Raw genomic sequence first — 26670 nt, 5'->3', positions numbered from 1 at the left:
ATGAGCAACGAATTAAAAACTCAAGTTGTTGTACTAGGCGGTGGTCCTGGTGGTTACTCTGCGGCTTTTCGCGCTGCTGACTTGGGCTTAGAAGTTACATTAGTAGAATCTCGCGAGACATTAGGCGGTGTATGTCTTAATGTTGGTTGTATTCCTTCTAAAGCACTTTTACACGTAGCTAAAGTGATTGATGATGCTGCAGAAATGTCATCTCACGGCGTTACTTTTGGCGCACCAAAAATTGACTTAGATGAAGTTCGTTCTTGGAAAGACTCTGTTGTTGGCCAGCTTACAGGTGGCTTAGACGGCATGGCTAAAATGCGTAAAGTAAAAGTTGTATCTGGTTACGGTAAATTTACTGGTAGCAACACTTTAGATGTTGAAGGCGCTGACGGTAAAACAACCATTACCTTTGATAACGCAATTATTGCTGCGGGTTCTAAACCTGTAAACTTACCTTTCATCCCAGAAGATGATCGCGTTATTGATTCAACGGGCGCGCTAGAGCTTAAAGATGTTCCTGAAAAGTTACTTGTTTTAGGTGGTGGTATTATCGGTCTTGAAATGGGTACGGTTTACCGTGCACTAGGTTCTGCAATTGATGTTGTAGAATTTGCAGACCAACTTGTTCCTGCTGCTGATAAAGACATCATTAAAATTTACCAAAAGCATGTTAAAGACAAGTTTAATGTAATGCTTTCAACTAAAGTAACTGGCGTTGAAGCAAAAGACGACGGTTTATATGTTACGTTTGAAGGCAAAAATGCACCGGCAGAGCCAGTACGTTACGACAAAGTACTTGTTGCTGTAGGTCGTACACCAAATGGTAACATGTTAGACGCTGATAAAGCGGGTGTGAATGTTGATGAGCGTGGTTTTATTAACGTTGATAAGCAATTACGTACTAACGTAGAACATATTTTTGCGATTGGTGACTTAGTGGGTCAACCTATGCTTGCGCATAAAGCGGTTCATGAAGGCCATGTTGCAGCAGAAGTTATCTCTGGTCAAAAACATTACTTTGATCCTAAGTGTATTCCTTCAATTGCTTATACTGACCCTGAAATTGCATGGGCGGGTGTAACTGAAAAAGAAGCGAAAGAGCAAGGTTTAAGCATTGAAACAGCTGTATTCCCTTGGGCTGCATCGGGTCGTGCTATTGCTTCTTCACGTACTGAAGGTTCTACTAAGCTTATTTTTGATAAAGAAAGCGGCCGTATTATCGGTGGTGCTATGATTGGTATTAACGCAGGCGAAATGCTGGGCGAAATCGGTCTAGGTATTGAAATGGGTGCAGATGGTGAAGACCTAGCGCTAACAATTCATGCTCACCCAACATTGAACGAATCAATCGGCCTTGCTGCTGAAATTTTTGAAGGTTCAATCACTGATTTACCAAACAAAAAAGCAGTTAAAAAGAAGAAGTAATTTCTTTTAGTTAATCGCGATAAAAAACCCAAGCCTCGGCTTGGGTTTTTTGTTTTTATAGCCGTCAGCCGTCAGCCGTCAGCCGTCAGCCGTCAGCCGTCAGCCGTCAGCCGTCAGTAAAGACAAGCTCCCTTGACACTTAAGTTAATATGAGCAAAATTTTGTAGCTGATAGCTGATAGCTGATAGCTGATAGCTGATAGCTGATAGCTGATAGCTGATAGCTGATAGCTGATAGCTGATAGCTGATAGCTGATAGCTGATAGCTGATAGCTGATAGCTGATAGCTGATAGCTGATAGCTGATATCTAATTTCTTTTATTTTAGCTACAATGCGCAGCCATCAGTTTATAGGTAATTAACCACAGTGACCCAGAGTTTAAAAAATTCAGTTTTAGCATTACGTGCTCAGCAAATAAGTGAATCTCGACGTGAGTTTAATGCCCGTGGTGGAAAAATGGATCGTTGTGATCAATGCTTAATTGCCAAGCATTACTGTATTTGTGAGGGCGCTGAGTACGCAAGCTGTAGCGCTGCAGTATGCTTACTTATGTATCACAATGAAAGTTTTAAACCGTCTAATACAGGGCGTTTAATTGCGGAAATAGTGCCTGATAATTATGCGTTTCGTTGGGATAGAACCTCCCCAGATCCTGCTTTATTAGCATTGTTGAATAATGATAAATATCAGCCTTTTGTGATTTTTCCGGCTGAAGATGTTGAAACTGATAGGGTGGTAACCCAGGTTGAAACGCATGCAGGTAAACAGCCATTGTTTATATTTTTAGATGGTACATGGCGAGAAGCTAAAAAAATGATTCGTAAGAGTCCTTATTTAGATAACTTACCTGTGCTGTCTATTACCGCAGAAAAACTCTCTGATTACCGATTACGTGTAGCGCCTCATGCTCATCAGTTAGGTACGGCAGAAGTGGCTATTATGGTATTAGCATTGGCTGGTGAAGTTGATGCGAGCACTAAATTAGAACAGCATTTTATTAAGTTTCGCGACGCTTATTTACTTGGTAAGCGTAATAAAGGTAGGCCCGAATAAAAAGCAGGGCACGAACATTCAAAAAACTGAGTTTAATGCTTGTTCATAGTTTGAATGTATATAATCTTGGCTGACCGCTGACCGCTGACCGCTGACCGCTGACCGCTGACCGCTGACCGCTGACCGCTGACCGCTGACCGCTGACCGCTGACTTTCAGGCAAAAGAAAAGCGCGAACCATCTCTAGTCGCGCTTGCGGAATCTTCTAACTTTGTTGCATCCTGCAATTGAACCTAATCAACTCCAATTTTTACGATCCGTGTTATTACAATATTACTTTCTAGTTCTATGTAATATAGGCTATCCGGGCCTGTCTCCATAAATCCCTAAAACATCCTGTATGGTAAAATCTATTACCAATCCTTATTGCACATCCGAGTGCATTCCCTTTGTTACCATTCCGTTGTGTTGCCTTTAAGGCCTGTCCTTTTTGTTCCCTATCCTTTATAAACAACTATTCCGATGTTGTTATCCATTATGCATCATCCTGATGCTATCCCTTGTGCAACAATCCATTGCGATACTCATCCTGAGCCTGTCCTTAAATCCCTGTTATCCTAAAAACCAAACCTTGGTATTCGAGTAGTTAATCCGTTTCCATTTACTCGGTAAGCGTCGTTGCTTATTTATGGGTTAATTATAGAGAGTGATTTGCAGTAAATGTAGGATAAAACCGCTTATGGTTTATGTTCTTACAAATGAAATATTTATAAATTATTTAAAATACAATGGCTTGCTGTATTTATGGGGTGTTATGCAGGGTGTTTTTACTCATTTACTGCCATAAGCGTAAGAGATATCTTACAAGGGTTTTCTTTTTTGGGCGTATTTATCACTAAGTAATTATATAAAGTGTGCACTTTTTAGTTCATCGCGGTAAAATTAATGATAATAATTATTAGTCAGGTAAGAAAATATGAAAAAAACACTAGCGCTTGTCGTTGGACTAATTATCTCAGCACCTGCTGTTGCAACCGATGTTGTGAATATTTACTCATTTAGACAACCTTTTTTAATTAAACCTATTTTAGATGATTTTACACAGCAAACAGGCATTAAAACTAATGTTGTGTTTGCTAAAAAAGGCCTAATCGAGCGTGTTAAGCGTGAAGGCAAGCACAGCAAAGCAGATTTAGTTTTAACCTCAAACTTTAGTGCGTTAATTCAGTTAGAAGAGCTAAAGCTAACGCAAACTATTGAGAGCGAGCAGGTTAATAATAATGTGCCGGCTGCATTTCGTGATGGCGATGGTCAGTGGGTGGCGCTCACTAAACGAGTGCGTAATGTTTACTCTTCAAAAGAGCGTTTAGGTCCATTACCTGAGCTGAGTTATGAAGATTTAGCCGAACCTGAATATAAAGGTCAAATTTGTACTCGCTCTGGTAAGCACCCGTACAACTTAGGGTTAGTGGCTTCCATGATTGCTCATCATGGTGAAGTCCAGACTAAAACATGGCTTGAGGGTGTAAAAGCGAATTTAGCGCGTAAGCCGCAGGGAAATGACCGTGCGCAAGTGAAAGCCGTTAAAGAAGGTTTATGTAATTTAGCTTTAGGTAACAGTTACTACTTAGGTAAAATGTTGCAAGATGAAGCGCAAAAACCGTGGGCAGATGCGGTTAATATTAATTTTCCAAACCAAACTAACCGTGGTTCGCATATTAACGTATCGGGTGCGGTAATTACTAAGTATGCTAAAAACCCTGAAAATGCCTTGAAACTTATAGAGTATATGACCGACAATAAGGCGCAAAATATGTATGCCTCGCTCAATATGGAGTACCCGGTCAAGCCAGGTGTTAAGCTTTCAAGTTTGGTTGCATCATGGGGAAGCTTTAAGGAAGACAGCTTACCGCTTGATGAAATTAGCAAATATCGTCCATTAGCCCTTAAGCTAATTGATGAGGTGAAGTTCGATCTTTAATGACTTATAAATTTCAGCTGTCGAAGTGGCAGCTTATTGCGTGGTCGACGGGTTTATTACTGTCGACCCCGTTGTTTTTTCTACTAGTAGAATCTTTACAAGGCGACTCAGAGGTATTTACCCACCTGTGGAATACCGTGCTGTGGGACTATATAAGTAATACCGTATTGCTGGTTTTAGGTGTAGGGTTACTTAGCTGCCTGATTGCGTTGCCACTGGGTTGGCTCACCGCTTATTGCCGTTTTCCTGGCAAACAACAGTTTGAATGGGCATTGATGCTGCCGCTTGCCATGCCTACCTATATTATTGCTTATGTGTACACTGATTTACTCGACTACGCGGGGCCGCTACAAATAACACTAAGAGAGTGGTTTGGTTGGCAATCACCCAGTGATTACTGGTTTTTTGATATACGTACTTTGCCAGGGGCTATCATCATGATTGCGCTGGTACTCTACCCGTATTTATATTTAATTTTTAAAACCGCATTACGTGAACAATCCTTTAAATTAGTCCAAGCAAGCCAATTAATGGGATTAAGTGCATGGAAAAGCTTTTTTAAAGTAAGCCTAGTGCTTTCTCGTGGCGCTATTGTTGCGGCACTTGCTTTGATCAGCATGGAAACCATGGCTGATTTTGCTACCGTTAGCTACTTTGCAGTCAGTACGTTAACCACCGCAGTATACGATACTTGGTTTGGTTATTACTCATTAACTGCAGCAGCAAAAATTTCAGGGGTGATGTTGTTACTGCTATTCTTAGCATTGATCACCGAGCGTTTTAGCCGTCGTAACCAAGCTGTATTTGAGCGTCAGTCAAGTGTGAACAGTGAGGCGCTTTATATTCTTAAAGGTAAGTCTGCATGGTTAGCAACAGGCTTTTGTAGCCTTATTTTAATAATCTCATTTATTATTCCCATGGTTGTTTTGCTCAAGTATGCAATCACGTATTTTGATCAAGCGTGGAGTAGTGAATTTTTTAGCTATGCATGGCAAAGTTTGAAAGTGGCCGCAGTAGTGAGTGTAGTGACTATTGTTTTGAGTGTTTTAGTGGTGTTTTATCAGCGCATTGCAAAACAAGCAAACCCACTTATACCTGGGCGCTTAGCAAGTACCGGGTATGCACTCCCTGGGACAGTATTAGCTATTGCTGTATTGTTGCCACTCACCCTATTAGAAAATACTATTAACCGCATTCTGACTCCTTATAACTTAGATATTGGTTTATTACTTACTGGTAGTTTACTAACGATTATCTTTGCTTATATTGTGCGTTTTTACGCAGTTGCTCATGGTGCTATAGAGTCGAGCTTTTCACGCATTAGCCCCTCGCTTGATATGGCAAGTCAGTCAATGGGGAAAAGCCAAGGCCACACATTACGCTTAGTGCATTTGCCTTTATTACGCCGAGGCTTATTAACCGCTGGTTTATTGGTATTTATTGAGTGTATGAAAGAGCTGCCCGCAGCCTTACTGCTAAGGCCTTTTGATTTTGAAAGTTTAGCTACGCACGTGTTTCAATATGTTAGCGATGAACAATTAGAGCTGGCCTCCATATCAGCTTTATTTATAGTGGTGGTAGGCTTTATTCCGTTATATTTTATTAATCGTTCAATGGAGCAACGTAGTTAAATGAGTAGTTTGATTTTACAAGGTGTGAGCTATGCATATAACGGGACTAAGGTTGTAGATGATTTAGACTTAACCTTAGGTAAAGACGAAATAGTGTGTTTACTCGGTGCCAGTGGCTGCGGCAAAACCACCACGCTTAAAGCCATTGCAGGGTTAATTGAAGCCAAACAAGGACAGGTATTTATTGATGGTAAGTTAGTCAGTGACGCCAATACGTTTGTGTCACCAGAGCATCGTAATATTGGCATGATGTTTCAAGACTACGCATTGTTCCCACATTTAACGGTGGCGAATAATATTGGCTTTGGTCTAAGCGGTATGAGCAAAACGGATAAACAGGCTCGCGTGGATGAAATGTTAAAACTTGTGCACTTGGTTGGCTGCGCGGATAGATATCCACATCAACTCTCTGGTGGTCAACAGCAACGGGTAGCGATTGCGCGTGCATTAGCTTATAAACCCAGCTTACTATTGTTAGATGAGCCGTTTTCTAATATTGATACCCAAGTCCGATTTGAATTAATCGCTGATATAAGACGTATTATTAAAGCTCAACAAGTGTCGGCAGTATTTGTTACTCACTCAAAAGAAGAGGCGTTTGCATTTTCAGATACACTTGCTGTTATGCACCAAGGTAAAATTGCGCAGCAAGGAACGCCAGAGCAGCTTTTTGCTAAACCAAGTTCAAAGGAGGTTGCAGAGTTTCTGGGTCAGGGCATATACTTAAGCGCAACTGCATTAACAGCCACTGAATATGAAACGCCGTTTGGTGTGGTTAAATCAATACTGCCACAGCAACACGCAGTGGCTGAAAAGGGGGTTATTTATGTGCGTCCACACCAGCTTGAGCTTGCCAGTAGTAACAATAACGAACTGCAGTGTGAGTGCGTTACAATTCTAAGCAGTCGCTTTATTGGCTCTGCTTATGTATATACTGTCGTTATTGCTGAACAAGAAATAGAAGTTGCAGCTCAGTATGGCCAGTCATTTGAAATTAATGAACAGGTTATAATAAAAATAAAACCGCACACGGTGAATTTTTTTAAATCGTAATTAATCACTGTGTTTTGCTCTAAAAAGTAAGGAATAACAATGGCGCAAGCGCAATCAGGGATTTGTGCTGAAGCAAACTTACACGGTTTGCACTTATTTTTTAATGTACTTGATGGTCACGACGAATCACTTCGCGCTAAGCTTAAACAAGTGAGCGATATTGAAGATGAGTTTAGTGATCAGTTTTCTGAATCTATGCTTTCTTGCATGGTGGCAATTGGTGCGCAATATTGGCCGCATATCTTACCTGATTTCATGCCAAGCGAGCTGCAAAGCTTTCCTAATATTACCCATAGCGAGTTTGTTATGAGTGCAAGGCCATGTGATTTGTTTGTGCAAATCCGCTCAGACAGAGAAGACGTGAACCACTTGTTTGCACTACAAATACTCAAACTATTCACCCCTGATGTTGAGCTGGTAGAGCAAGTTCGTAATTTCCGTTTTTTAGATGGTCGTGATTTTAATGGTTTTATTTATGCGGGCGATACCCCACATGGCCGTCAAAAACGCGTAACGGCGTTAGTAAACAAACCTGATAGTTTTGAAGATCAAGGTAGTTACATTCATGTGCAGCGCTATAAACATGACTTGAGCCTGTGGCAGCATTTGTCATTACATGAACAAGAGCAAATAATGGGTCGTACACGCCTTGATAATACCTTGCTCAGCCCCGCACTTGAGAGCAGCCATGCAACCCGAAGTGAATTAAAAGACGAACAAGGTCAGGCACTGTTACTTAACCAAAGCATGCCTTATGGCGATGTGTATGAGCAAGGTATGTTAGTGATTACGTGCTCTGCTAAAGGGGATGCATTCGAAAAAGTGCTAACTAGCCGACTAGGGCAGGGAGAGAATTATGATCACTGGCTTGATTTTACTCAGGCGGATATGGGCTCTGCATTTTTTGCCCCCTCAGTACGATTTTTAAAGCAGTTATAAAAATTACAAAACGGCTATGTATTATTCATAGCCGTCTTTATTACAGCGTTAGTGATTAAACCGTATCAAATAAAATACGAACACGCTCTAGTGTGAGGTCTATTTCTGAGATTTTAGCTGGTGCGATAAAAATAGTATCATCGCCAGCAATAGTACCTAGTACGCCATCTGCTTTGCCTAATGAATCAAGTAAACGCGCAATGAGTTGAGCAGCTCCAGGACTGGTGCGAATAATAATCATCATTTCGTTATGCATAATATCAATAACGAGCTGGCGTAATGGGCTCTTAGCGGTTGGTACCCCCATTTCGGCGGGTAAACAGTATACCATTTCTTGTTTTGCATTACGGGTGCGTACCGCGCCAAACTTACTTAACATTCGCGACACTTTACTTTGGCTAATATTATCAAAGCCTTGCTCTTTTAACGCATCAACTATTTCGCCTTGTGAGCCAAAGTTTTCTTCTTTTAAAAGTGCTTTAAAGGCTTTAACCAATGCTTCTTGTTTATCTTGTGGTTGCATAGTGTCTAATTAGTTATGTAATAGATACTGCAAATTCTACACAAAAATGCATAATTATGCAGCAGTTGTTTGCTTAAGTTGCCATTTTGCTGCGTTTAAACAGCAAAGTTTACAACTATGGTCGAAAATATAGCTAAAATAAGCAGGATAAATTTGTTTTTAGTCGTTAATTTCTTTATCTTATGAACCACAAATATTTCCTACCTCAAATCACGGAGAATTCCAATGAAAGTTGCTGTATTAGGTGCTGCAGGCGGTATCGGTCAAGCGTTGTCTTTATTATTAAAAACAGGTTTACCAGCTGGCTCTGAATTATCACTATATGATGTTGCGCCAGTAGTTCCTGGTGTTGCTGTTGACCTTTCTCACATCCCAACAGATGTTAAAGTTGCAGGTTTTGGTGCTGACGATTTAGATAAAGCATTAACAGGTTGTGATATCGTTCTTATCCCAGCGGGTATGCCACGTAAGCCAGGTATGGATCGTGCTGATTTATTTAATGTTAACGCTGGTATCATCAAAACACTAGCAGAAGGCATTGTTGCTAACTGTCCTAAAGCGCTTGTGGGTATTATTACTAACCCAGTTAACGGCACTGTACCAATTGTTGCTGAAGTATTTAAAAAAGCAGGTACTTATGATGCTAAACGTGTATTCGGTATTACAACACTCGATGTGATCCGTTCTGAAGCGTTCATTGCTGAGCTTAAAGGCGTTGACGTAGCAAGCGTTAAAGTTCCAGTAATTGGTGGCCACTCAGGCACAACTATCCTACCGTTACTTTCTCAAGTTGAAGGTGTTACTTTCACTGATGAAGAAGTGGCTGCACTGACTCCACGTATCCAAAACGCGGGTACTGAAGTAGTTAATGCTAAAGCGGGCGGTGGTTCTGCAACATTATCAATGGGTGCTGCTGCTGCACGTTTTTGTATGTCTTTAGTTAAAGGCTTACAAGGTGAAGACGTTGTAGATTATGCATACGTTGCTGTTGAAAATGGCGATGCAGAGTACTTCGCACATCCAGTACGTTTAGGTAAAAATGGCGTAGAAGAAATTCTTTCTTACGGCACACTAAGCGCATTTGAAGAGCAAGCAAAAAATGACATGCTTGAAACTCTGAAAAAAGACATTAAAGAAGGTGTTGATTTTATGGCGTAATAGCCAAAATTAACCCATAAAAAAAGCCTGCATTTGCAGGCTTTTTTATTGCTCGGAATTATCTACACAGTATAACTTAGTGGTCGCGATCAACCGCTATTCTAGCTAAGCTAATTAATGCTTGCTTGTAACTTGATTCAGCTAAGCAATCTAAACAAGCAATTGCTTTCTCTGCTTCTTGCTCTGCTTTTTGCATAGTGAACTCAAGGGCATTGGTATGTTTAAGTGCAGCGAGTATCTCATCTAGATGCTCCATACCATTACAGTGCTCAATAGCGTCTCTTATTAACTGTGTTTGATGCTCACTACCGTGTTGCATTGCATATATAAGAGGTAACGTCGGCTTACCTTCAGCTAAATCATCGCCAATGTTTTTACCAAGTTGGTCGGCATCAGCGTTGTAATCTAAAACATCATCCACTAACTGAAAAGCAGTGCCTAAATGCATACCATACAAATTAAGTGCGTTTAATACACTGTCATCTTGCTCAGTAATAATAGCAGCTAGCCCGGTTGCAGCTTCAAATAACTTGGCGGTTTTAGAGTAAATAACCTGCATATAACTGGCTTCAGTAGTATCTGGGTCATTACAGTTCATTAATTGCAGCACTTCGCCTTCAGCAATAATATTGGTTGCATCGGCTAATACTTGCATTATCTGCATTTTACCAAGGCCTACCATTAGCTGAAACGAGCGAGTATAAATAAAGTCTCCCACGAGAACACTGGCGGCATTACCAAACTCGGCATTTGCTGTGGGTGTGCCACGGCGCAAGTTAGATTCATCTACTACATCGTCATGTAAAAGCGTTGCGGTATGAATAAATTCAATAATTGTTGCTAGCGTAATGTGATCTTTACCTTGGTAACCTAGCGCTTTAGCCGCCAAAATAGCCAACATGGGGCGAACACGTTTGCCACCGCTGTTAACAATATACAAACCAAGTTGATTAACTAACGCCACATCTGAGCGCATTTGCGCATGTATTAGTTGATTGACGTCATTCATATCGCTTTCGATTAACGCCTGGATAGCTTTTATATCCATTGATCTCCGAGCCAATTTTAATGTGTGAACGGCGCAGATTGTACAACAAAAAACGCATTAGCTCGATATTTTGTGATGATTCCTTAAAAAAACACCCTTAAGTAGGTTAAATGACCTATTAACTTGGTGAATAAATGATTAAACAGCGCGGTTTAAATTTGAATCATCCTTGACGGTTAATTGAACTGCGTGGGCTTGCTTTGCGATTGCTAATTTATTTTCTCTAACCGTTAAAAAGCGCTTGGCAAAGGGGGATTTTAATATAAAATAGGGGAAATATTGAATTGCTCTCAATGCAGCTACTTTTTATTCATTTAATTACAAAAAGAGGCTTGCTAGTTTTTTCGCATTAGCGTAAACTTCGCGCCCTATTGAAGAATATTTTAGTTGCGTCGATTTGAGGGCGCACAGACGGAGTTAATTATGTACGCGGTTTTCCAAAGTGGTGGTAAACAGCACCGTGTGACTGAAGGTCAAACAATTCGTCTTGAGAAATTAGACGTTGAAACTGGTGCAGCAGTTGAATTTGATTCAGTACTTTTAGTTGCTGATGGTGAGAAGATCGAGATTGGTGTACCGTTCGTAAACGGTGGTAAAGTAACAGCTGAGGTTGTTTCACACGGTCGCGGTGAGAAGATTAAGGTTGTTAAATTTAGACGCCGTAAGCATTCTCGTAAGCAAATGGGCCATCGTCAATGGTTCACAGAAGTTAAAATCACTGGCATTAGCGCTTAATTAGAGGTACTTAGAAATGGCACATAAAAAAGCAGCTGGTAGTACTCGTAACGGTCGCGATTCAGAAAGCAAACGCCTAGGTGTTAAGCGTTTTGGTGGCGAATCAGTTCTAGCGGGTAGCATCATTGTTCGTCAGCGTGGAACTCGTTTCCACCCAGGCGCAAACGTAGGTATCGGTAAAGACCACACTATCTTCGCAAAAGCAGATGGTAAAGTTCAGTTTGAACAAAAAGGTCCTTTAAACCGTAAATACGTAACTATCGTAGCTGAGTAATCAGTAAGGTAGTTAAAAAACCCCGCCTTTGCGGGGTTTTTTGTTTTAAGCAGCTCTAAATATATACCCAAGTGTTTTTATGCTCAGTGTGCTCTATAGGCCACTTAGGTATATAATAGAGTTATTAACAAGCCAATCCCTAAAGTGAGTAATCATGAAGTTTGTAGATGAAGTAGAAATTCGCGCAGAAGCTGGTGACGGTGGCAGCGGCATCGTGTCTTTTCGTCGTGAGAAATATGTTCCAGATGGTGGACCTGATGGCGGTGACGGTGGAGACGGTGGTAGTGTTTATCTACAAGCTGATGAAAACTTAAATACCCTTATTGACTATCAATTCGAGCGTTTTCATAGAGCAGAACGCGGTACTAACGGTCAAAGCCGTAATTGTACTGGTAAAAAAGGTGAAGATCTGATTGTAAAAGTACCGGTAGGCACACGTATCATTGATGTTGATACACAAGAATCATTAGGGGATTTAACCCAAGATGGTCAACGAATTGTGGTTGCAAAAGGCGGTTTCCATGGCTTGGGGAATGCGCGTTTTAAATCAAGTACCAATCGTGCCCCACGTCAAAAAACACTCGGAACACCTGGTGAAGTACGTAACCTTAAGTTAGAGCTAATGCTGCTCGCTGATGTAGGTTTACTGGGTTTACCAAATGCCGGTAAATCGACCTTTATTCGCAGCGTATCGGCTGCAAAACCTAAAGTAGCAGATTATCCATTTACTACGCTTATCCCTAACTTAGGTGTTGTTCGTCCTGAAGCAAATAAATCATTTGTCATTGCCGATATTCCTGGCTTGATTGAAGGTGCATCGGATGGTGCAGGCTTAGGTATTCGTTTCTTAAAGCATTTAGAACGCTGTCGTGTGTTATTGCACATTATTGATGTTATGCCAGTTGATGGTTCAAATCCTGTTGATAATGCTTTTGCAATCATTAACGAGCTACATCAGTACAGCCCTAAGCTTGCTGAAAAGCCTCGCTGGTTAGTATTTAATAAAATTGACTTATTGCCAGAAGATGAAGCCAAGGCCTTATGTGAGCAAATTGCAGAAGAGTTAGGTGAGTCTGAAAATATTTATAGTATTGCTGCAATTAATAAATTGAATACTCAGCCATTAATTCACGACATCATGACGCTACTTGATAACATGCCTAAAGAAAAGTTTGTTGAAGTTGCAGACGAAGAGGTTGAATTTAAATGGGATACCTACCATCAAAAAGCCACTAAAGGCGATGATGATGACTGGGATGATTGGGATGAAGATGATTACGACGTAGAAGTTGTCTACGAGCGTTAATGATAATTGTATATGTTTAAAAGGAGCTAACGCTCCTTTTTTATTTTTTAATAATAAAGAATTAGGTGTTTAGTGTGATAATTTCAATGATTGCAGCAATGGCAAACAACCGTGTCATTGGTTTAGATAATAAAATGCCATGGCACTTACCTGGCGATCTTCAGCACTTTAAAAAAGTAACCTCTGGTAAGCCCGTTATTATGGGGCGTAAAACATTTGAGTCGATAGGTAGGCCGCTGCCTGGGCGTCGCAATATTATTATTACTCGCAACACTGAATATAAAGCAGCGGGAATTGAAACAGTAACCACGCCTGAGGCTGCACTTGAGCTTGTTAATGATGTTGCAGAGGTTATGATTATTGGCGGTGGAAACATTTACCAGCAGTTCTTAGGGCAAGCACATCGGTTGTATTTAACCTTTATTGACTTAGATGTAGAAGGGGATACACAGTTTCCTGATTACCAAAATGTTGCAAGTTGGCAAATTGAAGATGAAATGTTGATGGCTCCTGATGATAAAAATAAATATAGTTATAAGTTCGTAACTTTGAATAAAATCTCTTAACATTATTGCCAAAATCTGAGCGTGTTGGTACAATATTAAACAGTCGAGTACGAAAAAAGTATTAATATAGGGTGTCCAATCAATGATTAAATTACCGAAGCTAGTTGTAATTGCTGCTATTGCAGCGGGTTCGTTTGCTTATACTGCGCCTGCAAGCGCTAATGATCAGTTAGCTGTTTCAATCTGTGAATACATTGCTGGTGATGATAAAAACCGTCTGCGTAGCAAATTAAAAAGTTCACGTGTGAAAGTTCGTAATATCTATGATGCAGTTTTCTGTAATGGTAATAACTTATTGCGTCACGCTGTTGCAAGTAATGCAGTTGATACAGGCGAGTACATTGTTAAAAACTTATCAAAGAGCTCACTTGAAGATGGTGCCGATATTGCTTGGGCTGAGGCAAATCATGCTGGATCACCTTTAATCCCTATTATTAAAGACCGCGCAGGCCTTTAAATAAAAGCTTAATTAATAAAAAAAACCGCGTTTAAACGCGGTTTTTTTTACTTAGATAAATTGTCATTTTACACCCTGTTTAACTACCTTTAAGTCTAGTTCCCCCTGAGTATTTATCCTTATTACTCTTATTACATAAAAATGTCATAAAAACTCAATACTCTATGTGTATGTCAGTTTTGAGATATATTTATGCGTGTATCATTTTTTACCCGTTTACTAGCCATTTTATTAACGTTAGCAAGTATCCTTTTAGCCGCTACCTTGTTATGGGCAAGCCATACATTACTTAAACTTCAGCAACAAGATAGCGCATATAGCCAATTAAAAAATAGCATAATGGTCGAGCTTGCCGATCATTTGGAAAGTTATTTAGTACAAGGTAATAGCCAATACCTAAAACAATCATCGACCTTGATTGAGCAGCTTAAAGCGCAACAGTTAACGGTGCTGCCTCCTGAATTAGAAATTCGTTTAGCTGCACAATTAACTTCATTAAATACAGATATTAATGGTAAATACAGAGCACTTGGAAAACTATCTGGCAATGAAACTGCGCTGTTAGATAACGCGCTTAGACAAATGGCCGGCTCAGCCTCTTCACTCATTAATTATGCGCAAAAAGCACCAATGCAAACCAGTAACGCTCTTAATTATTATAAATTAGCGAGTGATTATTACAGTGAAGTGGTTAATTTATCTTTATCGACTTACCAGTTGATCAATGATTACCAACCTGAGGTAGAGAAAAACCTGCAACAAAGTATAAAAACCCTAAATTTACTAGCTATAAATATTGAGCAGTTACCGAACTTAGGGGTAATGACTGAGGTTGATGAGTTTGCTTTATTTGTAGATGAGGAACCGGAAGATTTGGCAGCTGAAATAAAAGCGGAGTTGGTGAGTTGGCCTAAACGTTATTTGCGCGATTTAAGCAGTACTTTATCGCAATCAAAACAACGTGATTCTGGAACGAATGAGTTACGTGAACAAATTAGTTTAGTATCAAAAACAGTGATTGAGGCAGAGCAAACATTAAAAGCACAGCAAGATAACGTGAAACGACAAGTGTTTTGGGTGTTTGGAATAGCAATAGGCGGATTAGTAATATTAGCTTTTAGTGTCTATTGGGTACAGCGCAGACAGGTTTTACAGCCTTTACGACAACTGCGAGATGGGTTTGCATTTTTAATAGAAAGTAATGAGTTAAAAAATATTACAGTGAATAATCCTAAAACAGAGGTAGGAGAAATAGCACAGTATTTTAACCAGCTAATTGAGCGCCAGCGTTTAGAAGCGCAAGAAAGAGCGAATATGCTCAATGTAGTCAGCCAGTTTATGCAGCAAATGAGTGAGCATTTACATACTATTGGGCAAAAAAGTAATGCGAGTTATCAGCAGGTAAATCACAATGAAGAACTGCTTCTTAATATTCAGCAACTTGGTGAGCAGGTTAATCATATTAACGCTCAGGCTGCTGAAAATGCCCAAAGTACTTATGAGGCAATGCAGCAAAGTGTTGGTTTTGCTAAAAGTATGCTTAATGCCAGTTCTGATACACAGCAACGTATTGAGCATGGGATGCATAGTGTTCAGGAATTACTGAGTGGGGTGCAAGGAGTGAGTAATATTATTACGGTTATACGTACCATCGCTGAGCAAACAAACTTACTCGCGCTCAACGCTGCGATAGAATCAGCAAGAGCCGGTGAGCAAGGTCGAGGTTTTGCCGTAGTTGCCGATGAGGTAAGGCAATTAGCAATGCAAACCCAAGGTTCGTTAAAAGAGATCAATGATCAGTTGGCGCTACTAAGTGAAAACTCTCAAGTGGTTTATAAACAAATCAATGCACTAACTGAGGATGCACAATTACAAACCGCAAATGCTCAAGAGCTTAAAGCAAACTCTGAAGGAGTCGCGGGCAATGCGCAGCAGGCTAATAAAGTTGCGATTGATGCAATGGAGCTGGCTAAACAGCAAAATGAGTTGCTCCAAGGCTTTACTCTATCGATGCATGATATGAAAAGCCAAGTAAGTGAGTCGAGTGAATTAGTTGCTGATATAGGCTCGCAGTTAGAGTTGCAAATGACATCTATTAAAGAAGGTCTAGGTTTAGATAACAACAGCGATTAATCGAAGACGAATTAAATATTAATCTGTATGCTAAAAGACTATGTAATTACCCTAAGGAATTAATATGATAGAGCAAGGTCAAACAATACCTGCAGTAAGTTTATCTCAGCTTAGTGATGAAGGTATGCAAACGCTCACTAATAATGAATTATTCGCAGATAAAAAAGTTGTATTATTTGCAGTGCCGGGTGCTTTTACGCCTACTTGTTCCAATGCTCATTTGCCTGGTTATATCGCGCTAGCTGATAAATTCAAGGCTAAGGGTATTAACGCTATTTATTGTGTATCGGTAAATGATGCATTTGTTATGAAAGCATGGGGCGAGTCACAAAATGCAGAACATATAGATATGCTTGCAGACGGCGATGCCAGTTTTACTCGTGCCTTAGGGCTTGAAAAAGATACTGCTGGCTTTGGTGGTTTGCGTTCTAAGCGCTACGCTATGGTTGTAGATAATGGTGTTGTTAGTGAATTACTTGTAGAACAAGAAAAAGAATTTGTAATAAGTAGTGCTGAAGCCGTTTTAGCCAAGCTATAACTAAGCTGTTTTAAGTATTGAATAAAAGCCGATACATATGTATCGGCTTTTTTTATCTAAGGAGAAAGTAGTTTACGGCTGGTATTGACCGCTTAGCGTTAAACCAGAAAAGGTTTGATACGCATTTACGCTTAGATGCCATGTTCCCGCTTGAGGGTTACTAAATGTACATGTTTCAGCGTTACCATTTTTATAAGGACGACAATCATAGCTTGAGCTAGTTGGTTGACTGCCAAATTTTACAAATAAATCTGCATCACCGGTGCCGCCAGACGTTGTTACTGTAAAGCTAGCCATGCCAGCTGGCACATCTAGCGTGTAATGTTTCCACTGACCTGCATTTGCAGTAACATCAGACACTGTGCCACCACCTGCTTGAGGTGTACCTGAACCACCACCGGTTGAACCACCTGTAATGTTACCGACTAAGCTAACACCAGTGTAGGCAGAATAACCATTTAACATTATATGATAAGTACCTGGGGTTGGGTTATCAATAGAGCACTCTTCACTGTTACCGCCTTTATAAGGGCGACAGTCGTATGTAGAGGTAGTTGGTTTGCTACCAGCACGTACATACAAGTCAGCATCACCTGTACCACCGCTCATAGTGAAAGTAACATTAGTGGCACCGCTTGGGACTGTCATAGTGTAAAAGTCTTGTGCACTTGCTGCACCACTTAATCCCGTTTTCACTTGTCCATCAACAAGCTCATTATCACCTGATGTTGGCGGTGGTGTGCCACCTGATGCTGCGGCAACAGCGGCTGCAGCATCCACAATACCTGTGCCACAGCTAGTACATGTTGCAGAGAATGAGCGAGTGGTTGTTTTTAAGATGTTTTCAATTTCATCAGGAGTCGCATTTGGTTTAGCTTGTTTGATCAATGCAGCAACACCCGCAACATGAGGTGCAGCCATTGATGTACCTTGCGAAAAACCATAGCTGTCGCTTGATGGTGTTGTTGAACCTGAGTTGTAAGTAGATAAAACACCCTCAGAATCATTTGCAAAGCTTTGCGCGCCACCTGGGGCTGCTACATCAATATTACTACCATAATTTGAGTAATATGCGCGGCCACCGTTACGGCCAACTGATGCAACGTTAACAACACCACTACAGTTACCTGGGTTGTAGTTTGCAGAATTATCGTTATCGTTACCTGCGGCAATAACAACAACAGTACCGTTATTGCGTGCTGTATTAATAGCATTTTGAGTCGTTGAGCTACATGCACCTGCACCACCTAAGCTCATGTTTATAACATCAGCAGGGTTAGCATTTGCCGATGTACCCGACACATTTCCACCTGAAGCCCAAATAATACCATCAGCAATGTCAGAGGTTAAACCGCCACATTTACCTAACACACGTACAGGCACTACTTTCGCGTCGTAAGCAACACCAGCAACACCTTCACCGTTATTAGTTACCGCAGCAACAGTTCCTGCTACGTGAGTACCGTGCCAGCTAGAACCTTGTGCACCGTTGTTACCACATTCTCCGGCTGCAACAGCATCCCCTGGATCGCGAGCATCGTTATCACGGCCATTGCCATCATTAGCGACTGATAGATTAGAGATCATATCGTAGCCAGGTAAAATATTGGCGTTTAAATCAGCGTGCGGACGGTAACCAGTATCAAGAACAGCTACAACCACGCCGCTACCTGTAGCAGTATCCCAGGCTGTTGGTAGATTTAGGCCACCGGCTTGCTCATAGTAATGCCATTGGTCGCCATAACGAGGGTCGTTTGGTGTTGCAAATGGTTTTAACATTTGATCGACTTCAATGTATTCAACATTGCCTGAATTGACCATTTCTTGCATAAACTGTTGTGCTTCTTCAGCATTGAGCTTTTTGTCGGCACGCATTACGTGATGATCATTCAATGCCATTGCGCGGATATATTTAGCTTTAACTTTACCTTTTTTTGAGGTGAAGTTTTTTACAAAGCTTTGCGCTTTTTTGTTCATCATTGCAGGCGATGCTTCAGCTGTTGATACGTTCATCATATCGCTATTATTTTTATATTTGATAATGAACTGAGTTTCAAACCCACCTTGATTTTGCATTTTAGCTGAGGTTTCAGCCATAGAAGGTGAGATTGCTTGTGCTGGATTTGCCATGCTTGAGCTGGCTGCAAATAGTGTACTTATTGTTAGCGCAACAGCGCATTTTTTAAATGAATCATTAGAAGTCATAATTACCCTTAGTTTTATTATTATTTGTGGAAAGCCACAAAGCGGGTACAAAGGTAAATGATCTGTTAACTATTTTGAAATATTAAATACGTATGTGCCTATTTCATTTAGTTATAACCGTGAATTCAGTAAGCTTTCAGTCGTTTTGTATTTGTTTTTATTATGTTGACGATCCTAATGTATTAGATTTATTTGGTGCTTTTTATCATTATTTAATCTTTATTGATAAATTAAAAACAATATAACAGCTATCTTGTTGTTACCGAAACTTTGTTATAATTCACCAAAGTTTTTAAGAGATGACCAAATGACTCACCTTGATGTGATAGTGATCGGTGCCGGAGCTGCAGGTTTAATGTGTGCAGCACAAGCAGGATATCGCGGCCGAAGTGTTACAGTGCTTGATATGGGTAAAAAGCCAGGACGTAAAATTTTAATTAGTGGCGGCGGGCGTTGTAACTTTACTAACGAAAATGCGAGCCCTAATAACTATTTATGCACTAATCCCCATTTTGTAAAGTCGTGCTTAAGTCGTTATACCCAGCATGACTTTGTAGAGCTTGTAGACCGACATGGTTTGGCGTATCACCATAAAACATTGGGACAATTATTCTGTGACAATAGCGCACAAGACATTGTTGATATTTTACTAACAGAGTGTGAGTGGGCGGGTGTTACAATTAAACTACGCAGCGAAGTGTTAAATGTAGCTAAAACAGCAACAGGTTACAGTGTCACAACTGAGCAAGAAACACTGACCTGTGAGTCGTTAGTTGTCGCATCTGGCGGTTTAACTATGCCTAAACTTGGCGCGACGCCAATAGGTTATAAAATTGCAGAGCAATTTGGCTTAAAGGTATTGCCGACGATGGCCGCTCTAGTTCCCTTTACCTTACATCAGCACGATAAAGAGCGTTTTGAAGGGCTTTCGGGTATTAGTATTTCTTGTGAAGTTGCAAGCGAAGATGGCACTGTATTTAAAGAGAATATTTTATTTACTCACCGCGGCTTATCCGGGCCTGCCATATTACAAATAAGCTCATTTTGGCGAGCAGGTCAGGCGGTGACGATCAATTTATTACCTGAACTCGATTTAAAGCAACAGCTAGCCGATTGGCGAGAAACGCAAGCGCAAAAATCGTTAAAAAATAGCCTTGCTACTATCTTACCTAAGCGTTTTGTTGAAATACTCTATGACAGTAAAGCTATTCCTGATTGCAATATTAACCAGCTAACGCATGGCCAAATAGATGCACTCGCGGATTATATTCATGCTTGGCAAATTAAGCCAAATGGTACCGAAGGTTACAGAACCGCAGAAGTGACTTTAGGTGGTGTAGATACCGATGAGCTAAGCTCAAAAACATTTGAGGCTAAAAAAGCCAAAGGTTTATACTTTATTGGTGAAGTGACCGATGTAACGGGGTGGCTAGGAGGCTATAATTTCCAATACGCGTGGAGCTGTGGATTTGCCGCTGGGCAATACGCGTAAAAAGTCGCTCAGCGCGGCTTATTAAACCTGCCACTTAAGCTCTTAAGTGGCATTTTTTATTTCTAACTTTTGAGTCTATATTGCTGCATTTTACTATTCGGTTTTTCGGGAATAGTCATTTCGATTATGCCTGCATCAATTGCAGGTTTTAAATAGCGCTCTCTAAAATGTTTTCGATCTTTTAACCCTAGCTGGTTTTGTAGCTCTTGTCGGTTTAATGGTTTTTCGCTTTGGTTAAATACATTTATTAAAGCGATGACTTGGGGGGCTTGTATGTCTAAGTGTATAGTGTTTTTAACTTGAGGGGGTTGTTGTGGGGTTTGGCTTTTTGTTATTGATTTTAAATCACTTTCTAAAATATCTAATGCTGAAAGTAATGTCTCTAACATGTACTCAATAAACACGGATGAGTCACCGGTTTTGGTACTTAGGTTAATGCTTTCAAAGTATCGTTGGCGTGTTGCCGCTATTAAGTTATGAATGTTTAGCAATGAAAACAGCGTATGCCATTGTGATAATTGTTGGGTTTGCCACACACACGCTAACTCAGTATTACCCTGTGCAACCGGTTGAATAAACTGTAATTCATAATGGCATACTGCACTACTGATTAGAGGGTGGTGGTTAGTTGTATTAAACCACGCAAATAATTCTTCTACCATTTGTGGCACTCGAATTGCCTGTGGTGCCATTTGTAAGCCATTTTTTAACGCTAGACCTTGCTCCCTATAACGGCCTGACTTTTCAGTCTTATTTTTCATTAAGCTGCGATGCAGAGCTAATAAGCTATCTGGGCTTGATAGGTCAGATACTGTAAATTGAAATTCAGAGTTTTTCATTTGTATAGAGGTGAGTTTTTGTTGCTTATAGTGCTCAATAGTTGCTGGCGAATATAAGGCACTGATTTTACCTAAAGCTTCACTAATATTTGCAATGCTGTGAGTCATGCTGGCTGAGATTGAAAATGGGGGAGTGGCGTTGCTCATTTCGTTATAGAGGTTATTTAAATCAGGAGATTAGAATACGCGAACTGAATATAAAAGTCAGTTTTAATAGTGATTTAGTATTTATTTAAAACTTTACATAGTCTTTAATTACTGGTTTTAAATGTTAAACCGACGCCAAATAGCGCCGGTTTATTAGTTACTCTTCGATAAACGCTTCACCTTCGTTCATCCACTTAGCGGCTGGCTTGCCTTTTAAGTAATGATCAAAGTACTGCATCATACGTACTGAGAAATCTACCTGATTAGGGAATTGCTTTAAGTGATGCGGTTCACCTTCATATTGTAAAAATGTAGCATCTTTACCCGCACGGCGCAGTGCTAAGTAATATTGCACGCCTTCATGCCATGGTACAGCATCATCTTTATCACCAAACATAATCAGAATCGGGGTATTTACTTTATCCGCAAAAAAGACTGGCGAGTTCTCAATATAAAGCTCAGGGGCTTCAAATAAGTTTTTACCAATGCGACTTTGCCCTGTTTCATATTGAAATTGGCGAGCAAGCCCTGACTTTAAGCGAATGCCACTGTAGGCGCTGGTCATGTTAGACACTGGCGCACCCGAAACTACAGCTTTAAACATATCAGTTTCAGTGATCATAAACGCGCTTTGATAACCCGCCCATGAATGGCCTTGTAACCCTATTTTATTAGCATCGGCAATGCCTAAATCAATCAGCTTTTGAGTGGCGTTGATCATGGTTTGAGTTGAAGACTTACCTGGATGACCTATTTCAAAGCGAATATCAGGTAAAAAGATGGCGTAGCCATTTGATGTAAACATCGGAAAGTTAGGGCGATGATTTAATTCCATTTTAGGGAAATCGTACATACGCTGGCTCATATAGCGGTAAAAGTACACCACAACCGGTACTTTATCGCCTTTTTTATAGCCGGCAGGTTTGATTAATACCCCTTGTAAATCTTCTCCATCAAAGCCTTTATAGCTAATAAGTTCAGGCTTTTCTCCCCAAGCAAAATTAGTTACCTGAGGATTAAGGTTAGTGACTTGTTGTGCTTGTTTGAAGCTAAAGTCTGTTTGATAAATATCAGGAAATTGCTGATAGGTTTGCTCAGTAAATAAGTATTTATCGGCATTTTTGGCTTTTTTAATTACATCAAAACGCTTATTACCTGTGAGTACTTTAGTAACGTTAAGCGTTGTTAAATTAAGTTTAGCCACCTCACTTTGCTTACTTTGTAAGTTAATTGCAGAGAGCAAAAGAGTATCATTGCTGTTAAAGCCCACTTGGTTTTTATCAAGCTTGATTACTCTGTACTGAGTATTACTTTGTTTACCATTAGTTAAGCGTTTGGCTTGCTTGGTATTTACATTAAACGACCAAATATCGTATTTGCTATAAACCAGTATTTCGCTGCTATCGTTAAGCCAGCCAGCAAAGCCATAGCCAGGCTGCTTAGATGGATAATCGTGTTTGTCATCGGCAAAGGTGGCGTTAACCGCTTTGCTGAGTACGCTCACTTTGTTATTGCCTAAGTTTTTAAGCTGTACTTGGTTATTATCAAAGTAAGCAGCAAACTGACCATTAGGCGCAAGGCTTGGTCTAAATGGATAGTCGTTAATAATAGGTGTTTGTTTACCCGTTTTTATATCAACCGCAAAGTAGTCAGCAAAAAAGCCGCCATACATTACTTTTTCAAGATGAGCTAAATTTGAGTAACCTAATAATGAATCCGCGCGTTCAGTATTAAGTGCCAGCTCTGGCATATTTGGTGTGCTTAACTGTACAACTTGTTGCGAGTTTACATGGTATACCGCCGTGTAATGTCTGTTTTTATTGTTTTTATGCCACTGCTGCTCTTCGCGAGGTTTAATTTGTGCATCGTTGTTGTGCCATACATTTAACCCTTTTTGGTCGCGAATAACCTCAAAGTCATACAGTGACGACTCATCGGTATATTCTTTTTGCTTAACTTTTGCAGCAAGTTTTGGGCGGTTTTCAAAGTATAGGCGTGTACCATCTTCGGCCCACGTTAATGTCGCAGTTTTACCCATTAACCATTCTGGGTTAGGTGACTGCACAGTGGTAAGCGTTTCGTTCTGCCAAAGCGTTAATTCGTATTGGCGGCGACGCTTATCATCGTTTACATAGTTACCTAAAGTAAATGCAGCACTCTTATTGATTGGATGCCAAGCTATTTTGTTGGCAACCACACCAGGCTCGTCAATTAATGCTGTGCTGGTAAAATCATTGAGTGAAAATAAAGTAATTTGATTATTATTACCATCCACATAGCTTTGGCTCACTAATAATTGATCGCTGGTGGCGCTAATATCATAGGTGAAAGCACTTTCAAGAGTGTGGGTGCGTTTATCGCTTAAGTTGACTACAACCAGCGGGTAGCTTTTATCTTTTTTATCAGCTGTGATAGCGCTATCGTTATCGGAGTTTTTATCATCCGCGTCGGTGCTCTCATTTTTACGATAGGCAAGCCATTGGCCGTTATTAGCGAGTACGTAATCTTTTACGTCATTAAAGCGTTGTTGCTCACCGGTTTGGGTATTCACTAATACTAGATTGTTTTTTAAATCACTTTTTTTCTTAGTGGTCTCTTTTTCAAGTAGGGTAGGCACTTGGATGAATGCAACCCAGTTCGCCATTTTGTTAATTGTAGGGCGAGTGCCTCGCTCTACCTCAGCAATAAGCTTGTTGTTATTTAGCGAGTAGACTTGCCCAGTGGCATTGCCACGATAAGGAGTTGCACTTAAAGAGAGGATTTGACCATTTTCAGAAAGCTGTGTGCCTTTTGCAGATTTAAAATCAAATACATCTTTAAATTCTAATGGCTTATTTGCTAAGGCACTGGCGCTCGTTAAGCTGGTAATAAGTGCACAGCCTATAAGAGTGAGTTGTGTTTTCATTATAGATTCTCGTTTTTTAACATTATTTTATTGTAACGAGTTTTAATAACAATTCGAGTAGATACGATAAGTGGTAGCAGGGCAGAGATGAGAGACTAAAAATGAATGGTAAAAGGTAAAAGGTAAAAGGTAAAAGGTAAAAGGTAAAAGGTAAAATTTTCGGGCCACGGGATGCGAGGTGTTTGGCATTTGTGAAAAAATAGGAGTGGGAGTGGTTTATTTAATACCTTGTTAGCATCACTAACAAGGTATTACTTCGAATCTTATAACCAAATTTTTTGTAATTCTGGCCATTGTTTTTCAAATTGCTCACTTGGGCGAGCACTAAAATTACTGCGCACAAACTGATTCATTTTACCTTCAACGTAGGCAAGTAAAAAGTTAGCTAGGGTTAACTCATCGCTTTGGAAGTTTTTACCTTCACGTAGCTTACGCTCTCTAAGAATTTGTTTAAATTGGGTTTCTAGTTTTTCAAATAAGCCCTGTACACGCTCACGAAGTCGCTCTTGTTCTCCTTGTAGAGCGTCGCCTGTTAATATACGAGTAATGCCAGGGTTTTTCTCAGCAAACGTTAGCAACAGTAATAAGGTATTGTATACGCGTGCTTTGCTTTCTTTTTCGTTATCTAAAATAAGATTAATACGTGATAGCAGGGTATCTTCAATAAACTCAATTAATCCTTCAAACATCCGCGCTTTGCTCGGAAAGTGGCGATAAAGAGCGGCTTCAGATACCCCAACTTCTGCGGCAAGTTTGGCAGTTGTAATACGCTGGCCTGGGCTGGTTTCTAACATTTGTGCGAGTGCTTGCAGTATTTGCTCTTTGCGATTACTTTTTTTTGTCGCAGGCATGAACATTCCTTTTTTAATAGTTATTTTTTCTACATCAATGTGCGATAACACAGCTACCGGCCTAGTGTTTGTGCGGGCAATAACCAGTGAGGCGGTGTTTTCACGTATTACGGTGAAGCTCTGGTACTGCGCAAGCATTAAACTATATTAGCGAGATAAAATTACACTAAAAGGTCACAAGGCGTCATCATGTTAATGTTTTATTCAGTTTGTTTCCAGCCTTTTTATAATCGTTTGGCAAGCTGCTCGATCACTTTGATTGCTATTTCTGTTTTACTAGTCACAGGTAAATCGAGTTGTTCATTTTGCCAAAAAAGAGTAAGTGCGTTACGTTCTGAATTAAAGCCTAAATCACTTTGCGATACGTCGTTTGCGCAAATCATATCGAGGTTTTTATTAGTCAATTTCCCTTTAGCGTAGTTAGCAACATTTTGCGTTTCTGCTGCAAAGCCGACAGTGTAAGGGCGGCTCTGTGTAAGGTTTGCCACCGCTGCTATAACGTCAGGGTTCTTAACTAAGCTAAGAGTGAGTTCATCGCCTTGCTTTTTCATCTTTTGTGTGGCGATATTTGCTGCACGGTAATCGGCTACAGCAGCGCAACCAATAAAGGCGTCTGATTGAGGTGCGTAATTGAGAGACTCTTGCAATAGCTGCTCAGCACTTTCGATATTAATTAAATTAACCCCTTGCGGTGCCGCAATAGTTACTGGGCCTGAAATTAAGTGAACTTGCGCGCCAAATGATAAAGCAGCTTGTGCTAGTGCATAGCCCATTTTTCCTGAGCTGTGGTTTGATATAAAACGCACTGGATCGAGTGGCTCTCGGGTTGGGCCTGCGGTAATAGTAATGGTTTTACCCGCTAAGAGTTGTGGTTGCGCAGGTTCAATGCATAAACTCACTAACTCATGCGGTTCAAGCATTCGTCCTGCACCTACATCGCCACAGGCTTGCTCACCTTTGCCAGGCCCCCAAACAGCAACGCCACGAGCCTTTAAAGTGGCTATATTAGCTTGCGTAGCAGGGTGCGCGTACATTTGCTGATTCATAGCTGGTGCCACAGCCACTTTTGCAGGAGTTGCGAGTAATAACGTAGTAAGTAGATCATCAGCAATGCCTACCGCCATTTTTGCAATAATATTGCTGGTGGCAGGAGCAACTAAAATTAGATCAGCCCATTTGGCAAATTCAATATGTCCCATTGCAGCTTCTGCTGATGGGTCTAGCAATGAGTCAGACACCATTTCACCACTGACAGCTTGCATCGTTAACGGGGTAATAAAATGCTTTGCTGATTCAGTCATTACAACTTTAACGTCACAACCATGGTCTTTTAAACGTCTTACAAGTTCGGCACATTTGTAGGCTGCAATTCCGCCGCTAATACCCAGCACTATTTTTTTATTTGTTAAATTAATCATGGTTGTTTATCAATTTTATAAGATATGCTGGCTAAAATAACAAATCTTAGG

The 26670-nt window shown here is 40.4% G+C and carries 22 protein-coding genes; 15 read left to right on the top strand and 7 right to left on the bottom strand.

Going from position 1 to position 26670, the window contains the following annotated elements:
- From lpdA to ACNSN2_RS12670, 6 genes are all read left to right on the top strand, one after another.
- Complete coding sequence (gene lpdA, locus ACNSN2_RS12695) at nt 1–1428, top strand: dihydrolipoyl dehydrogenase (protein ID WP_008114944.1); 1428 nt, start codon at nt 1–3, stop codon at nt 1426–1428.
- 366 nt (nt 1429–1794) lie between these two features.
- Nucleotides 1795–2481: a tRNA-uridine aminocarboxypropyltransferase gene (locus ACNSN2_RS12690; RefSeq protein ID WP_055012491.1), complete on the top strand. Its 687-nt coding sequence runs from the start codon at nt 1795–1797 to the stop codon at nt 2479–2481.
- 915 nt (nt 2482–3396) lie between these two features.
- Nucleotides 3397–4401 carry a Fe(3+) ABC transporter substrate-binding protein gene (locus ACNSN2_RS12685; RefSeq protein WP_248528922.1) on the top strand — a complete coding sequence of 335 codons (1005 nt, stop codon included), beginning with the start codon at nt 3397–3399 and terminating at the stop codon, nt 4399–4401.
- Entirely contained in the window at nt 4401–6032 is a 1632-nt protein-coding gene (locus ACNSN2_RS12680) for an ABC transporter permease (protein WP_418607605.1), read from the top strand. The genes ACNSN2_RS12685 and ACNSN2_RS12680 overlap by 1 nt, the downstream gene beginning before the upstream one ends.
- Nucleotides 6033–7085 carry an ABC transporter ATP-binding protein gene (locus tag ACNSN2_RS12675; RefSeq protein ID WP_418607603.1) on the top strand — a complete coding sequence of 351 codons (1053 nt, stop codon included), beginning with the start codon at nt 6033–6035 and terminating at the stop codon, nt 7083–7085. It abuts the gene before it with no gap.
- 39 nt (nt 7086–7124) lie between these two features.
- Nucleotides 7125–8024, top strand: coding sequence for a Dyp-type peroxidase (locus tag ACNSN2_RS12670; protein ID WP_054201945.1), 900 nt, complete (start codon nt 7125–7127; stop codon nt 8022–8024).
- A 55-nt stretch (nt 8025–8079) separates the two neighbouring features.
- Here ACNSN2_RS12670 and argR read toward each other — a convergent pair whose 3' ends face one another.
- Nucleotides 8080–8547 (bottom strand): transcriptional regulator ArgR, encoded by a 468-nt coding sequence (gene argR / locus ACNSN2_RS12665; protein ID WP_008466460.1) that lies wholly within the window; start codon nt 8545–8547, stop codon nt 8080–8082.
- A 225-nt stretch (nt 8548–8772) separates the two neighbouring features.
- Here argR and mdh point away from each other — a divergent pair, with 225 nt between their 5' ends.
- Nucleotides 8773–9705 (top strand): malate dehydrogenase, encoded by a 933-nt coding sequence (mdh, locus tag ACNSN2_RS12660; protein WP_008466462.1) that lies wholly within the window; start codon nt 8773–8775, stop codon nt 9703–9705.
- Nucleotides 9706–9781: 76 nt separating this feature from the next.
- On the opposite strand, the gene ispB is transcribed toward mdh, so the two are convergent.
- The gene (ispB, locus tag ACNSN2_RS12655; protein ID WP_008114958.1) at nt 9782–10753 is read right to left on the bottom strand and encodes an octaprenyl diphosphate synthase; all 972 of its coding nucleotides are present in this window, start codon (nt 10751–10753) and stop codon (nt 9782–9784) included.
- Nucleotides 10754–11176: 423 nt separating this feature from the next.
- Between ispB and rplU the strand changes: the two genes are divergently transcribed.
- The 7 genes from rplU to ACNSN2_RS12620 all read left to right on the top strand — a co-directional run bounded on the left by rplU (nt 11177) and on the right by ACNSN2_RS12620 (nt 16762).
- Nucleotides 11177–11488: a 50S ribosomal protein L21 gene (gene rplU / locus ACNSN2_RS12650; RefSeq protein ID WP_004587921.1), complete on the top strand. Its 312-nt coding sequence runs from the start codon at nt 11177–11179 to the stop codon at nt 11486–11488.
- Between the two features lie 16 nt (nt 11489–11504).
- Nucleotides 11505–11762: a 50S ribosomal protein L27 gene (gene rpmA / locus ACNSN2_RS12645; RefSeq protein ID WP_008114963.1), complete on the top strand. Its 258-nt coding sequence runs from the start codon at nt 11505–11507 to the stop codon at nt 11760–11762.
- A 154-nt stretch (nt 11763–11916) separates the two neighbouring features.
- Nucleotides 11917–13068 carry an Obg family GTPase CgtA gene (gene cgtA / locus ACNSN2_RS12640; RefSeq protein WP_055012496.1) on the top strand — a complete coding sequence of 384 codons (1152 nt, stop codon included), beginning with the start codon at nt 11917–11919 and terminating at the stop codon, nt 13066–13068.
- A 74-nt stretch (nt 13069–13142) separates the two neighbouring features.
- Nucleotides 13143–13634, top strand: a complete 492-nt coding sequence (gene folA / locus ACNSN2_RS12635) for a type 3 dihydrofolate reductase (RefSeq protein WP_171036849.1) — start codon at nt 13143–13145, stop codon at nt 13632–13634.
- 82 nt (nt 13635–13716) lie between these two features.
- Nucleotides 13717–14091: a DUF3718 domain-containing protein gene (locus tag ACNSN2_RS12630; RefSeq protein WP_054201942.1), complete on the top strand. Its 375-nt coding sequence runs from the start codon at nt 13717–13719 to the stop codon at nt 14089–14091.
- Nucleotides 14092–14283: 192 nt separating this feature from the next.
- The gene (locus ACNSN2_RS12625; protein ID WP_418607598.1) at nt 14284–16224 is read left to right on the top strand and encodes a methyl-accepting chemotaxis protein; all 1941 of its coding nucleotides are present in this window, start codon (nt 14284–14286) and stop codon (nt 16222–16224) included.
- 64 nt (nt 16225–16288) lie between these two features.
- Nucleotides 16289–16762: a peroxiredoxin gene (locus tag ACNSN2_RS12620; RefSeq protein ID WP_054201940.1), complete on the top strand. Its 474-nt coding sequence runs from the start codon at nt 16289–16291 to the stop codon at nt 16760–16762.
- 72 nt (nt 16763–16834) lie between these two features.
- Here the strand turns inward: ACNSN2_RS12620 and ACNSN2_RS12615 are convergent, their stop codons facing one another.
- Nucleotides 16835–18967 (bottom strand): S8 family peptidase, encoded by a 2133-nt coding sequence (locus ACNSN2_RS12615; RefSeq protein WP_418607596.1) that lies wholly within the window; start codon nt 18965–18967, stop codon nt 16835–16837.
- 307 nt (nt 18968–19274) lie between these two features.
- Here ACNSN2_RS12615 and ACNSN2_RS12610 point away from each other — a divergent pair, with 307 nt between their 5' ends.
- Nucleotides 19275–20459 (top strand): NAD(P)/FAD-dependent oxidoreductase, encoded by a 1185-nt coding sequence (locus ACNSN2_RS12610; RefSeq protein WP_010391644.1) that lies wholly within the window; start codon nt 19275–19277, stop codon nt 20457–20459.
- A gap of 62 nt (nt 20460–20521) precedes the next feature.
- Here ACNSN2_RS12610 and ACNSN2_RS12605 read toward each other — a convergent pair whose 3' ends face one another.
- The 4 genes from ACNSN2_RS12605 to coaBC all read right to left on the bottom strand — a co-directional run bounded on the left by ACNSN2_RS12605 (nt 20522) and on the right by coaBC (nt 26619).
- Entirely contained in the window at nt 20522–21406 is an 885-nt protein-coding gene (locus tag ACNSN2_RS12605) for a Fic family protein (RefSeq protein WP_418607594.1), read from the bottom strand.
- 196 nt (nt 21407–21602) lie between these two features.
- On the bottom strand, nt 21603–24350 hold the full coding sequence (locus ACNSN2_RS12600; protein ID WP_418607592.1) for a prolyl oligopeptidase family serine peptidase: 2748 nt from the start codon (nt 24348–24350) through the stop codon (nt 21603–21605).
- A gap of 263 nt (nt 24351–24613) precedes the next feature.
- Entirely contained in the window at nt 24614–25201 is a 588-nt protein-coding gene (gene slmA / locus ACNSN2_RS12595; protein ID WP_008113236.1) for a nucleoid occlusion factor SlmA, read from the bottom strand.
- A 224-nt stretch (nt 25202–25425) separates the two neighbouring features.
- The gene (gene coaBC, locus ACNSN2_RS12590) at nt 25426–26619 is read right to left on the bottom strand and encodes a bifunctional phosphopantothenoylcysteine decarboxylase/phosphopantothenate--cysteine ligase CoaBC (RefSeq protein WP_418607590.1); all 1194 of its coding nucleotides are present in this window, start codon (nt 26617–26619) and stop codon (nt 25426–25428) included.
- Nucleotides 26620–26670 lie beyond the last annotated feature (51 nt).

The organism is Pseudoalteromonas sp. US3C1013, assembly GCF_048401115.1.
Classification (GTDB): Bacteria; Pseudomonadota; Gammaproteobacteria; order Enterobacterales; family Alteromonadaceae; genus Pseudoalteromonas; species Pseudoalteromonas undina.
Note: the sequence above shows the minus strand (reverse complement) of the source record. Positions and strands in the feature narration are given on the sequence as shown.

Coding starts and splice junctions, on each gene's coding strand:
- lpdA (WP_008114944.1), top strand. CDS start 1: ATGAGCAACGAATTAAAAACTCAAGTTGTTGTACTAGGCGGTGGTCCT.
- ACNSN2_RS12685 (WP_248528922.1), top strand. CDS start 3,397: ATGAAAAAAACACTAGCGCTTGTCGTTGGACTAATTATCTCAGCACCT.
- ACNSN2_RS12680 (WP_418607605.1), top strand. CDS start 4,401: ATGACTTATAAATTTCAGCTGTCGAAGTGGCAGCTTATTGCGTGGTCG.
- ACNSN2_RS12675 (WP_418607603.1), top strand. CDS start 6,033: ATGAGTAGTTTGATTTTACAAGGTGTGAGCTATGCATATAACGGGACT.
- ACNSN2_RS12670 (WP_054201945.1), top strand. CDS start 7,125: ATGGCGCAAGCGCAATCAGGGATTTGTGCTGAAGCAAACTTACACGGT.
- argR (WP_008466460.1), bottom strand. CDS start 8,547: ATGCAACCACAAGATAAACAAGAAGCATTGGTTAAAGCCTTTAAAGCA.
- mdh (WP_008466462.1), top strand. CDS start 8,773: ATGAAAGTTGCTGTATTAGGTGCTGCAGGCGGTATCGGTCAAGCGTTG.
- ispB (WP_008114958.1), bottom strand. CDS start 10,753: ATGGATATAAAAGCTATCCAGGCGTTAATCGAAAGCGATATGAATGAC.
- rplU (WP_004587921.1), top strand. CDS start 11,177: ATGTACGCGGTTTTCCAAAGTGGTGGTAAACAGCACCGTGTGACTGAA.
- rpmA (WP_008114963.1), top strand. CDS start 11,505: ATGGCACATAAAAAAGCAGCTGGTAGTACTCGTAACGGTCGCGATTCA.
- cgtA (WP_055012496.1), top strand. CDS start 11,917: ATGAAGTTTGTAGATGAAGTAGAAATTCGCGCAGAAGCTGGTGACGGT.
- ACNSN2_RS12630 (WP_054201942.1), top strand. CDS start 13,717: ATGATTAAATTACCGAAGCTAGTTGTAATTGCTGCTATTGCAGCGGGT.
- ACNSN2_RS12625 (WP_418607598.1), top strand. CDS start 14,284: ATGCGTGTATCATTTTTTACCCGTTTACTAGCCATTTTATTAACGTTA.
- ACNSN2_RS12620 (WP_054201940.1), top strand. CDS start 16,289: ATGATAGAGCAAGGTCAAACAATACCTGCAGTAAGTTTATCTCAGCTT.
- ACNSN2_RS12615 (WP_418607596.1), bottom strand. CDS start 18,967: ATGACTTCTAATGATTCATTTAAAAAATGCGCTGTTGCGCTAACAATA.
- ACNSN2_RS12610 (WP_010391644.1), top strand. CDS start 19,275: ATGACTCACCTTGATGTGATAGTGATCGGTGCCGGAGCTGCAGGTTTA.
- ACNSN2_RS12605 (WP_418607594.1), bottom strand. CDS start 21,406: ATGACTCACAGCATTGCAAATATTAGTGAAGCTTTAGGTAAAATCAGT.
- ACNSN2_RS12600 (WP_418607592.1), bottom strand. CDS start 24,350: ATGAAAACACAACTCACTCTTATAGGCTGTGCACTTATTACCAGCTTA.
- slmA (WP_008113236.1), bottom strand. CDS start 25,201: ATGCCTGCGACAAAAAAAAGTAATCGCAAAGAGCAAATACTGCAAGCA.
- coaBC (WP_418607590.1), bottom strand. CDS start 26,619: ATGATTAATTTAACAAATAAAAAAATAGTGCTGGGTATTAGCGGCGGA.